The organism is Anoxybacillus sp. (assembly GCF_036834105.1).
GTDB lineage: Bacteria > Bacillota > Bacilli > Bacillales > Anoxybacillaceae > Anoxybacillus.
Genome location: NZ_DAITON010000042.1, coordinates 5,656 through 16,591, shown reverse-complemented (window position 1 = coordinate 16,591; position 10,936 = coordinate 5,656). Strand labels below are relative to the sequence as shown.

General features: G+C 42.0%; 15 protein-coding genes. All 15 read left to right on the top strand.

What is annotated here, in order from left to right:
• Window positions 1-219 precede the first annotated feature (219 nt).
• Window positions 220-759, top strand: coding sequence for an NUDIX hydrolase (locus V7Z64_RS06145; RefSeq protein ID WP_297991372.1), 540 nt, complete (start codon window positions 220-222; stop codon window positions 757-759).
• Window positions 760-842: 83 nt separating this feature from the next.
• A complete protein-coding gene (spoIIM, locus tag V7Z64_RS06140; RefSeq protein WP_009373822.1) occupies window positions 843-1,487 on the top strand; it encodes a stage II sporulation protein M in 645 nt (214 codons plus the stop codon).
• Between the two features lie 104 nt (window positions 1,488-1,591).
• Window positions 1,592-2,044, top strand: a complete 453-nt coding sequence (fur, locus tag V7Z64_RS06135) for a ferric iron uptake transcriptional regulator (protein ID WP_009373818.1) — start codon at window positions 1,592-1,594, stop codon at window positions 2,042-2,044.
• A gap of 95 nt (window positions 2,045-2,139) precedes the next feature.
• Window positions 2,140-2,352: a YqzK family protein gene (locus V7Z64_RS06130; protein WP_297991376.1), complete on the top strand. Its 213-nt coding sequence runs from the start codon at window positions 2,140-2,142 to the stop codon at window positions 2,350-2,352.
• 7 nt (window positions 2,353-2,359) lie between these two features.
• A complete protein-coding gene (xerD, locus tag V7Z64_RS06125) occupies window positions 2,360-3,256 on the top strand; it encodes a site-specific tyrosine recombinase XerD (RefSeq protein WP_009373815.1) in 897 nt (298 codons plus the stop codon).
• Window positions 3,257-3,412: 156 nt separating this feature from the next.
• On the top strand, window positions 3,413-4,594 hold the full coding sequence (deoB, locus tag V7Z64_RS06120; protein ID WP_297991378.1) for a phosphopentomutase: 1,182 nt from the start codon (window positions 3,413-3,415) through the stop codon (window positions 4,592-4,594).
• 13 nt (window positions 4,595-4,607) lie between these two features.
• Window positions 4,608-5,432, top strand: coding sequence for a purine-nucleoside phosphorylase (locus tag V7Z64_RS06115; RefSeq protein WP_297991380.1), 825 nt, complete (start codon window positions 4,608-4,610; stop codon window positions 5,430-5,432).
• Between the two features lie 17 nt (window positions 5,433-5,449).
• Window positions 5,450-6,751, top strand: coding sequence for a pyrimidine-nucleoside phosphorylase (locus V7Z64_RS06110; protein WP_297991383.1), 1,302 nt, complete (start codon window positions 5,450-5,452; stop codon window positions 6,749-6,751).
• Window positions 6,752-6,840: 89 nt separating this feature from the next.
• A complete protein-coding gene (locus tag V7Z64_RS06105; protein ID WP_297991386.1) occupies window positions 6,841-7,998 on the top strand; it encodes a D-alanyl-D-alanine carboxypeptidase family protein in 1,158 nt (385 codons plus the stop codon).
• A 100-nt stretch (window positions 7,999-8,098) separates the two neighbouring features.
• Window positions 8,099-8,449 carry an anti-sigma F factor antagonist gene (gene spoIIAA / locus V7Z64_RS06100; RefSeq protein ID WP_297991388.1) on the top strand — a complete coding sequence of 117 codons (351 nt, stop codon included), beginning with the start codon at window positions 8,099-8,101 and terminating at the stop codon, window positions 8,447-8,449.
• Window positions 8,450-8,890, top strand: coding sequence for an anti-sigma F factor (spoIIAB, locus tag V7Z64_RS06095; RefSeq protein ID WP_003394361.1), 441 nt, complete (start codon window positions 8,450-8,452; stop codon window positions 8,888-8,890).
• Window positions 8,891-8,903: 13 nt separating this feature from the next.
• Complete coding sequence (sigF, locus tag V7Z64_RS06090; RefSeq protein ID WP_297991391.1) at window positions 8,904-9,641, top strand: RNA polymerase sporulation sigma factor SigF; 738 nt, start codon at window positions 8,904-8,906, stop codon at window positions 9,639-9,641.
• Between the two features lie 78 nt (window positions 9,642-9,719).
• Window positions 9,720-10,340 carry a stage V sporulation protein AA gene (locus V7Z64_RS06085; RefSeq protein ID WP_297991394.1) on the top strand — a complete coding sequence of 207 codons (621 nt, stop codon included), beginning with the start codon at window positions 9,720-9,722 and terminating at the stop codon, window positions 10,338-10,340.
• Window positions 10,330-10,749, top strand: a complete 420-nt coding sequence (locus V7Z64_RS06080) for a stage V sporulation protein AB (protein WP_297991396.1) — start codon at window positions 10,330-10,332, stop codon at window positions 10,747-10,749. Before V7Z64_RS06085 ends, V7Z64_RS06080 begins: the two co-directional genes overlap by 11 nt.
• On the top strand, window positions 10,661-10,936 hold a 276-nt coding region (locus V7Z64_RS06075; RefSeq protein ID WP_334109738.1), incomplete at its 3' end, for a SpoVA/SpoVAEb family sporulation membrane protein. The genes V7Z64_RS06080 and V7Z64_RS06075, both read left to right, overlap by 89 nt.

Here is a 10,936-nt window from a genome sequence, read left to right as displayed (position 1 = left end):
TAATTAACTTTTTCATTATCCTATCCTCTATCCCCCTTATAAAAACGAAATATTCTTAACTGTTTAACATCTTAATTTAAGTATTCATATATGTCAAGTATGAATTTTGTTACTATTTGTTAATTTAGTTTTTATAAATGAACGTAGGGTATATTTTTCCCATTTGTCTTTAAGTATGTAGTACAATCAATTATGAAACGATAAGATGGTGGTGAAACAATGGATCATTTATATGAAAAAACGATCAGTAAGCAACGCATTTTTTCAGGAAAAGTGATTGACGTATATGTTGAAGATGTGTTGTTGCCGAACGGAGAAATGAGCAAGCGAGAAGTTGTAAAACATCCTGGAGCAGTTGCGGTACTTGCGATCACAGAAGAAAATAAAATCGTGCTTGTTCGTCAATATCGGAAAGCATTGGAGCGAATGCTCGTTGAAATTCCAGCAGGAAAGCTAGAAAAAGGGGAAGAACCGCTTCAAACAGCGAAACGTGAACTCGAGGAAGAAACAGGATATGTATGCGAGGACATGGAGCCGCTTCACTCTTTCTACACTTCCCCAGGATTTGCGGATGAATTAGTACATATATTTCTTGCTAAAGGATTAACGAAAAAAAGCGAAAAGCAAATGCTTGATGATGACGAGTTTGTCGATGTGCTTGAAGTGACGTTAGAAGAAGCACTAAACATGGTCGAAGAAAAACAAATTTATGACGCAAAAACGATTTATGCTCTTTTATATTGGCAATTGCAGGCGTAAAGCGGTCATCTCGACCGCTTTTTGTCATATCACGCTCCTTTTCCCATACAATGTAGTAACAGAACGTGTAGGGGGATGGAGCGATGAGAAAGCGATCATGGACGACAACATGGGGGCAGCATGTACAAGAACATTATACGACATATGTATTTACCGTCGTTCTTTTTGTGATGGGTGTTGTTTTTGGCGCTATTGTTGTCAACAGTTTAAGTTTCAGTCAAAAACAAGATTTATATTATTATTTAACGAATTTTTTTGGACAAGTGTCTGCGGGACATATTGCAAGTGCGCATGACGTATGGAAAGAAAGTTTTTTACAAAATTTAAAATATATTGGGTTGATGTGGATTTTAGCAATGTCGCTTGTAGGGTTACCACTTATTTTAATTTTATTATTTTTAAAAGGGCTTGTTGTCGGTTTTACCGTTGGATTTTTAGTCAATCAAATGGGATGGAACGGATTTTTGTTAGCTTTCGTCTCTGTCGTCCCGCAAAATATTATTCTCGTTCCCATTTTTATTATGATGGCCGCTGTATCGATTTCGTTTTCTTTAAAAATGATTCGACATCAATTTGTGAAACGAACGTCTGAACCAATTTTTCGAGCGATGCTTCGTTATACGTTTGTCATGTTATCGTTTAGCATCGCATTAGTGTTTGCATCTTCGCTTGAAGCATACGTATCCCCGTTGCTCATGAAAGAAGTTGTGGAATTAATAGAAAAATAATTATTATTTAATAATCATTTTATTTATCAGTTTATAATCATTTTATTTTGACACGTTCCTTTCTTTTGTTATAATGAGAATGAGTAACGAGGGAGGGAATGAAAATGGAAAGTCGCCTTGAAAGAATTAAAAAACAATTGCATGCCGCAAGCTATAAATTAACGCCGCAACGGGAAGCAACAGTAAGAGTGTTGCTTGAACATGAAGAAGATCATTTAAGCGCGGAAGATGTTTACCTCCTCGTGAAAGAAAAAGCACCGGAAATAGGGTTAGCGACAGTATATCGCACGTTGGAGCTATTAACAGAATTGAAAATTGTCGATAAAATTAACTTCGGGGATGGCGTTTCCCGCTACGATCTTCGTAAGGAAGGTGCGGCGCATTTTCATCACCATTTAGTGTGTATTGAATGTGGGGCGGTCGATGAAATTCAAGAAGATTTATTAGAAGATGTCGAAGCGATTGTAGAACGGGATTGGAATTTTAAAATTAAAGATCACCGTTTAACATTTCACGGCATTTGTTATCGTTGTCAAGAGAAGCATGAAGAACAGTAAACCTTTTCGTCTATGAAAAGGTTTTTTCATTTATGTATAAAACGCGATGAAACGGGCATATCCTCTTACTATATGACAGTTGACGGAGGTATGCGATGAGAAGAATGGTGGACGTGCTAAAAGTGTTTCTTTTATTTACGGGATGTACGATTTTATTTTATTATAGTATTGTATGGATGAGCGAGGAATATAACTATTACCGTCGTTACGACGAGCCGATGGGATCAGCTGTGAAAGCATCAACGACTGAACGGCAAGAAACGAATTGGCTCGATCGACTGTTGTTTTTTTATCAAAACGGGGAGTAGGATGCGTGTGGAAGATCAAGTAAAAGATTTTATTCACTATTTAATTGTTGAGCGAAATTTAGCTCATAATACGATCGTATCGTATGAACGTGACTTAAAAAAATATGTTCAATATTTACAAAAAGTTGAGCAACGATGTCGTTGGAATGATGTCACCCGTTTTCATATTATGCAATTTTTAAAGTTTTTAAAAGAAAAAGGAAGTTCGCCAAAAACGATTGCGCGCCATCTGGCGTCTGTTCGGTCATTTCATCAATTTTTATTACGTGAAAAAGTAGTCGACCAAGATCCGACTGTTCATATTGAAACACCGCAACTGCCGAGAAAATTGCCAAACGTGTTGTCGATGGCGGAAGTTGAAGCGTTATTGGAAGCACCGAAACAAAACACACCGTTTAGCATTCGGGATAAGGCGATGCTCGAGTTGTTGTATGCGACAGGCATTCGCGTGAGTGAGCTTATTCAATTAAACATATCCGATGTTCATTTAACGATGGGGTTTATTCGTTGTTACGGAAAAGGGCGGAAAGAGCGAATCGTTCCGATCGGAAAAATGGCGACAGAAGCATTAAAACGGTACATGGAACAAGGTCGTCCAGAGTTGCTGCAACGAAAAAAAGGAACGACAGATGCATTGTTTTTAAACCATCACGGCGAGCGGCTAACAAGGCAAGGGTGTTGGAAAATTTTAAAACGGCTCGCCCAAGAAGCAAACATTCAAAAAACGTTAACGCCACATACGTTGCGCCACTCATTTGCAACGCATTTATTAGAAAATGGCGCCGATTTACGCGCCGTGCAAGAAATGCTTGGACATGCAGATATTTCGACAACGCAAATTTATACGCACGTCACGAAAACGCGCTTAAAAGACGTGTACAAGCAGTTTCATCCGAGAGCATAACTGTGACGATGATTTGTCACAGTTTTTTTATTGCAATTCATTATGAAAACGTTTTATAATTTAGTTGTCAGACTTCTGACAAATATGAACGATGCGTGATTTTGTTTCATAGTGGGTATGCTATGAAGCGAATGAAGCGATTGGGGAGGTAAAACGGTGAAGCCTACATATAAACGTGTATTTTTAATTGTGATGGACTCAGTTGGAATTGGTGAAGCGCCAGATGCCGAAAAATATAACGACAAAGGTGCGGATACGCTTGGGCATATTGCCGAACATCGCGGTGGCTTACATATGCCGAACATGGCGAAGTTAGGCTTAAGCAATATTCGTGAAATTCAAGGGATTCCGAAAGCAGAAAAGCCGCTTGCTTATTTTACGAAAATGCAAGAAGCATCGGCTGGAAAAGATACAATGACAGGACATTGGGAGTTAATGGGTCTTCGCATTGATACGCCGTTTCAAGTGTTTCCTGACGGATTTCCAAAAGAGTTGATTGATGAATTAGAAAAACGAACAGGAAGAAAAGTGATCGGTAATAAACCAGCAAGTGGCACAGCGATTATTGATGAGCTTGGCCCTGAACATATGGAAACAGGTGCGCTTATTGTATATACGTCAGCCGATTCAGTGTTGCAAATCGCAGCGCATGAAGAAATCATTCCGTTAGAAGAATTGTATCGTATTTGTAAAATTGCGCGTGAATTGACGCTTGATGAAAAATATATGGTCGGTCGTGTCATTGCTCGTCCATTCATTGGGAAGCCAGGAAGTTTCCAACGGACAGCGAATCGTCACGATTATGCGTTAAAACCGTTTGGTCGTACAGTCATGAATGAATTACAAGATGCAGGATACGATGTGATCGCCATCGGTAAAATTGCTGACATTTACGATAACGAAGGTGTGACACAAACGTTGCGCACAAAATCAAACATGGACGGAATGGACAAATTAGTCGATACGTTACAAATGGACTTTACAGGACTCAGCTTTGTGAACCTTGTTGATTTTGATGCATTATACGGTCATCGTCGCGATCCAAAAGGATACGGTGATGCGTTAGAAGAGTTTGATGCCCGTTTACCAGAAGTGTTTGAACGTTTAAAAGATGATGATTTATTAATTATTACAGCTGACCACGGCAATGATCCTGTACATCATGGAACAGATCATACGCGCGAATACGTCCCTCTCCTCGTTTATAGCCCGAGCATGGACGGGGGAAAACAACTTCCGCTTCGCGAGACGTTCGCAGATGTCGGTGCAACGATTGCGGAAAACTTTGGCGTGGCGATGCCAGCACATGGAACAAGCTTTTTACGTGATTTAGAATGAGGAGCGTGAACATATGAATCGAGCAGCAATTGAACAAGCGGCACAATTTTTAAAAGAAAAGTTTCCTAATCCACCACAAATCGGCTTAATTCTTGGCTCCGGTTTAGGTGTGTTAGCAGACGAGATCGAACAAGCAATCAAAATTCCTTATAGTGACATTCCGAATTTCCCTGTATCGACAGTCGAAGGACATGCAGGCCAACTCGTATACGGTCAGTTAGAAGGCGCAACGGTTGTCGTCATGCAAGGGCGTTTCCATTACTACGAAGGGTACAGCTTTGATAAGGTGACGTTTCCGATTCGTGTCATGAAGGCGCTCGGCGTCGAACAGCTCGTTGTTACGAACGCGGCAGGTGGGGTAAATGAGTCGTTCGAGCCAGGCGATTTAATGATTATTTCAGATCATATTAACAACATGGGTGGCAATCCGCTCATCGGTCCAAACGATTCGTCGCTTGGCGTACGCTTCCCAGATATGACCGAAGCGTACAGTAAACGACTTCGCCAGCTGGCAAAAGATGTCGCGAATGAGATTGGCTTACGCGTGCGTGAAGGAGTGTATGTTGCTAATACGGGTCCAGCCTATGAAACACCAGCTGAAATTCGCATGATTCGCATGATGGGTGGCGATGCGGTCGGAATGTCTACTGTGCCTGAAGTCATTGTTGCGCGCCATGCTGGGTTGGAAGTGCTCGGTATTTCTTGCATCTCTAACATGGCGGCCGGCATTTTAGATCAGCCGCTTACGCATGATGAAGTGATCGAGACGACGGAAAAAGTAAAAGCCGACTTTTTGCGATTTGTAAAAGCGATCGTGCGCCGCATGGCTAAAAACTGAACGAGAAGGTGAACACAATGAGAATGGTCGATTTAATTGAGAAAAAAAGAGACGGTCATGCATTAACGAAAGAAGAAATTCAGTTTATCATTGAAGGGTATACAAAAGGTGACATTCCTGATTATCAAATGAGCGCGTTGGCGATGGCAATTTTCTTCCGCGGCATGAACGAAGAAGAAACAGCTGAATTAACGATGGCGATGGTGCATTCAGGCGATACGATCGACCTTTCAAAAATTGAAGGAGTAAAAGTGGATAAACATTCCACAGGTGGTGTGGGCGACACGACAACGTTAGTACTCGGACCGCTCGTTGCTTCTGTCGGTGTTCCGGTTGCGAAAATGTCCGGACGCGGCCTTGGACATACGGGTGGAACGATCGATAAACTAGAATCGGTGCCAGGTTTTCACGTTGAAATTACGAACGATGAATTTATCAACCTTGTGAATAAAAATAAAATTGCCGTTGTCGGTCAGTCTGGTAACTTGACGCCAGCGGACAAAAAGTTGTATGCGCTTCGTGATGTGACGGCAACGGTCAACAGCATTCCGCTCATTGCTTCATCAATTATGAGTAAAAAAATTGCTGCTGGCGCTGATGCGATCGTGCTTGATGTGAAAACGGGCGCAGGCGCATTTATGAAAGATTTAAATGATGCAAAAGCGTTGGCGAAAGCGATGGTCGATATCGGAAATCGCGTCGGTCGAAAAACGATGGCGATTATTTCCGATATGAGCCAACCGCTCGGCTATGCGATCGGAAATGCCCTTGAAGTAAAAGAGGCAATCGATACGTTAAAAGGTGAAGGACCGGAAGATTTACAAGAACTTTGCTTAGTGCTTGGAAGCCATATGGTATATTTAGCTGAAAAAGCATCTTCGCTTGAGGAAGCTCGCCATATGTTAGAACGAGCGATGAAAGACGGCTCCGCACTTGAAACGTTTAAAACGTTTTTAGCTGCGCAAGGCGGCGACGCGTCTGTTGTTGATGATCCGAGCAAATTGCCGCAAGCAAAATATATGATTGAACTAGAAGCGAAAGAAGATGGATACGTATCCGAAATTGTCGCGGATGCGGTCGGAACGGCGGCGATGTGGCTTGGTGCAGGGCGAGCGACGAAAGAATCAACAATCGATTTAGCTGTCGGTCTCGTGCTTCGCAAAAAAGTTGGTGATGCGGTGAAAAAAGGTGAATCGCTCGTTACAATTTACAGCAACCGTGAACAAGTGGATGATGTAAAACAAAAACTATATGAAAACATTCGCATCTCAGCAACCCCTGTGCAAGCACCAACATTAATTTACGATAAAATTTCGTAACCTGAAGGAGTCACTCCTTCAGGTTTTTTTATGTATAAAAAAATAAAAAATGGAAAGGATGGCAAGTATAAAGAAATGGAGGGTTGGAGATGAAGCGATTTTTTTGCATGTTTGCTATCGCGTTGCTTTTTCTTCCAAGCGTCGTTGTGCGCGCGGAGCAGCCGAAAATTGAATTAGCACCTGAGGCGCGATCAGCAATTTTAATTGAGAGAGACACAGGGGCTATTTTGTATGAAAAAAATGCCCATGAGCCGCTTCCACCAGCGAGTATGACGAAAATTATGACAATGCTTCTCATTATGGAGGCTATTGATCAAGGAAAGTTGAAGCTAGACGAGCGAGTGCGGGCGAGTGAATATGCCGCATCGATGGGTGGATCGCAAATTTTTCTGGAGCCTGGGGAAGAAATGACAGTAGACGATTTACTTAAAGGTGTGGCAATCGGATCGGGCAATGATGCATCCGTCGCACTAGCAGAGCGCATTGCGGGATCAGAAGAAGCATTTGTTCATATGATGAACGAGAAGGCGAGGCAACTTGGTCTAAAACATACAACATTTGAAAATACGACCGGTTTACCAGCAAAAAATCATTATAGCACGGCTTACGATATGGCGGTTATGGCAAAAGAGTTATTAAAATACGATTTAATTACAAAGTACACAGGTACGTACGAAGACTACTTGAGGCAACATACAGATAAAAAATTTTGGCTCGTCAATACGAATCGACTTGTCAAATTTTATCCAGGTGTTGACGGGTTGAAAACAGGTTATACGAGCGAAGCAAAATACTGTCTAACCGCGACAGCGAAAAAAGGCAATATGCGCGTCATTGCCGTCGTTTTTGGGGCGCCAACACCGAAGGCGAGAAATGCGCAAATTACAAAAATGTTAGATTATGCGTTTAGCCATTATGAGACGAAACCGCTTTATAAAAAAGGGGAAACGATTACGACGCTTCCTGTCAGCAAAGGAAAGAAACGATCAGTCGCCGTTGTGACGTCTGAACCGCTTTCTGTTTTATTGAAAAAAGGGGAAAAGTCTGAGGCAATAAAAGCGGCATGGAAATTAAACGAAAAAGTGAAAGCACCGGTGAAAAAAGGAGATGTGCTTGGCACGCTCATCATTAAAAAAGACGGTTCGGTGATTGCGAAAAGTCCTTTAGTGGCGAAAGAACAAGTAGAAGAAGCAAACATGTGGGAATTATTTAAACGAATGTTCAGCTCCTTCTCACGCACATCTTGACGAAATGGGGCGAATGACTACTAGTTTTGTCGGCAAGAAGGATTGAAGCATAAATCAGTCGAATTCTTCCTTAACCTAAGCGGATAAGGAGGAAACAATCGTGAGTTTATCGATTCAATTAGAAGTGAAACAACATGTGTTGCTCGTTCGATTAGCTGGTGAGTTAGATCATCATACAGCAGAAGAGCTGCGTGCAGCTGTAACCGATGTATTGGAACGCGAGCGAGTGAAAGCGATCGTTTTAAACTTGAATGAGTTAACGTTCATGGATAGTTCAGGATTAGGTGTCATTTTAGGCAGATATAAGCAAATACAACGACTTGGTGGGGAGATGGTTGTTTGTTCTGTTTCTCCATCCATTAAGCGTTTGTTCGATATGTCAGGATTGTTTAAGATTATTCGTTTAGAAGCAAACGAACAGTATGCATTACAAGCATTGGGGGTGGCGTAAATGAGAAATGAAATGCACCTCCAGTTTTCTGCCCTCAGCCAAAATGAATCATTTGCCCGTGTGACTGTTGCCGCATTTGTCGCACAGCTTGATCCAACGCTTGATGAGCTGACTGAAATTAAAACGGTTGTATCGGAAGCGGTGACAAATGCGATTATTCACGGCTATGAAAACGATCCAAGCGGCATCGTATATATTTCCGTCATCATTGAAGGGCATACCGTCCATTTAACTGTTCGCGATTGCGGAAAAGGAATTGAAAACGTTGAAGAAGCAAGGCAGCCGTTATTTACGACAAAACCGGAGCTTGAACGTTCCGGCATGGGGTTTACGATTATGGAAAACTTTATGGATGAAGTGAACATTTATTCCAAAGTGAATGAAGGAACGACCGTGGAGCTGATTAAGCATGTAACGAAAAGCAAAGCGTTATGCAATTAAGGGAGACGTGCCTATGGATGTCGAGGTACAAGCTGTCAAAGATCACGAGATGAAACAATTGATTCGGAGAAGTCAGCAAGGAGATCAGCAAGCGCGCGACGAAATCATTGAGAAAAATATGCGCCTTGTTTGGTCGGTTGTACAAAGGTTTCTAAACCGTGGATACGAGCCGGAAGATTTGTTTCAAATCGGTTGTATCGGTTTAATGAAATCGGTTGATAAGTTTGATTTGTCGTACGATGTTAAGTTTTCCACATATGCTGTACCGATGATTCTTGGGGAAATTCAACGCTTTATTCGCGATGACGGTTCGGTGAAAGTGAGTCGTTCGCTAAAGGAAATCGGTAATAAAATAAGAAAAGCAAAAGATGAATTGTCGAAACGAAACGGCCGCGTCCCGACGGTAAATGAAATTGCCGAGTTTTTGCACATTGCGCCAGAAGACGTTGTGTTAGCGCAAGAAGCTATTCGCTCGCCAACGTCCATTCATGAAACGGTGTATGAAAATGACGGCGATCCGATTACGTTGCTCGACCAAATTGCCGATGAACCAGATGTTTGGTTTGACAAAATTGCGTTAAAAAAGGCGATGGAAGAGCTTGATGAACGTGAGCGGCTTATCGTTTACTTGCGTTACTATAAAGATCAAACACAATCAGAAGTGGCAGCTAGATTAGGCATCTCTCAAGTGCAAGTATCTCGTTTAGAAAAAAAAATATTGCAACAAATGAAAGCCCGAATGGATGAATAAGTCCGTTCGGGCTTTTATGCATACAGAATACACATATATCCCATACTACAAATATCATGAAGGAAGCAAGGTGTCAGTATGAAAGGGACAGTTTTTTTGAAAATGCGCCATCGTATACAAGTACAACCGAACGCAACCGTTCGATTAGGAGACGTCGCACAAGTGATTGCAAATGAACGAATGGACGAGCTTAGGCAAGTGCCCATTTATACAGTGCAAAAGAAGGACCGCAACATTGTTATTATTGATGTGATGCATGTGATGAAAACTTTGTTGGCCATCGTTCCACACGTTGACATTCAATCACTTGGACCGTCGCAAACGATTGTTGAAGTGGTGTATGAAAAAAAACGATGGGGCTATTTGTACGTTCCGGTCGTTTGGCTTCTTTTGTTTGTCGGATCAGGGCTTGCCATTATGAATTTTCATGAAGATGTGAGCATGCAACAAGTGCAACAACGATTATATCGGGTCATTACAGGGAAGGAAGTCGTCAAGCCGCTATGGTTTCAAATTCCATATTCGCTCGGATTAGGTCTTGGCATGATTTTATTTTTTAATCATTTTTTTAAAAAGCGCATTAATGAAGAGCCGAGCCCGCTTGAAGTTGAAATGTTCCAATATCAACAGTCGCTCGATCAATACGTCATTATGCATGAAAATAAAGAAGCGATGAGGCGAATGAACGATGATTCGTGAGCTCATTGTAGCGTTTGTCGGATTAGCAGGAGGGTTAGCTGTCGGATCAGGTTTTGTAGCGTTTTTAACTGTTCTTGGCGTCATTCCCCGTTTAACGCAGTTAACGAAAACGATGAAATGGATTGCGACGTATGAATGGGGAGTTGTACTTGGAGCGGTTGTAAGCAGTTGGATTAGCCTGCGCGATCCTCTTTTTTCTCTTCCTCCTATACTTGCAAGCGTCATCGGCCTCTGTAGCGGCGTGTTTGTCGGCATGCTTGCGGCGGCGCTAACCGAAGTATTAAACGTATTTCCGATTTTAGCGAAGCGACTTGGTATCGATGAGCAAATTGTCATATTACTTATGGCGATGGTATTTGGCAAAGTGGCAGGTTCTCTTTTTCATTGGATATATTTTGTCGATCGATAGGAGGGAATGTATGTTGAAAGCTTTTTTAGCAGGGGGATTGATCGCGATAGTCGGTCAGGCGCTTCACGATATGTACAGCATATGGTTTCATATGAATGAAGCGGAAGCGATTCGCTGGATGAACGGAACGCTTATCGTATGTGCCGCGCTATGTACCCCTACTCGATTGTATCGCCGATTTACACAA

Coding starts and splice junctions, on each gene's coding strand:
- V7Z64_RS06130 (WP_297991376.1), top strand. CDS start 2,140: ATGAGAAGAATGGTGGACGTGCTAAAAGTGTTTCTTTTATTTACGGGA.
- V7Z64_RS06115 (WP_297991380.1), top strand. CDS start 4,608: ATGAATCGAGCAGCAATTGAACAAGCGGCACAATTTTTAAAAGAAAAG.
- V7Z64_RS06110 (WP_297991383.1), top strand. CDS start 5,450: ATGAGAATGGTCGATTTAATTGAGAAAAAAAGAGACGGTCATGCATTA.
- spoIIM (WP_009373822.1), top strand. CDS start 843: ATGAGAAAGCGATCATGGACGACAACATGGGGGCAGCATGTACAAGAA.
- V7Z64_RS06080 (WP_297991396.1), top strand. CDS start 10,330: ATGATTCGTGAGCTCATTGTAGCGTTTGTCGGATTAGCAGGAGGGTTA.
- fur (WP_009373818.1), top strand. CDS start 1,592: ATGGAAAGTCGCCTTGAAAGAATTAAAAAACAATTGCATGCCGCAAGC.
- V7Z64_RS06085 (WP_297991394.1), top strand. CDS start 9,720: ATGAAAGGGACAGTTTTTTTGAAAATGCGCCATCGTATACAAGTACAA.
- sigF (WP_297991391.1), top strand. CDS start 8,904: ATGGATGTCGAGGTACAAGCTGTCAAAGATCACGAGATGAAACAATTG.
- V7Z64_RS06105 (WP_297991386.1), top strand. CDS start 6,841: ATGAAGCGATTTTTTTGCATGTTTGCTATCGCGTTGCTTTTTCTTCCA.
- V7Z64_RS06145 (WP_297991372.1), top strand. CDS start 220: ATGGATCATTTATATGAAAAAACGATCAGTAAGCAACGCATTTTTTCA.
- spoIIAB (WP_003394361.1), top strand. CDS start 8,450: ATGAGAAATGAAATGCACCTCCAGTTTTCTGCCCTCAGCCAAAATGAA.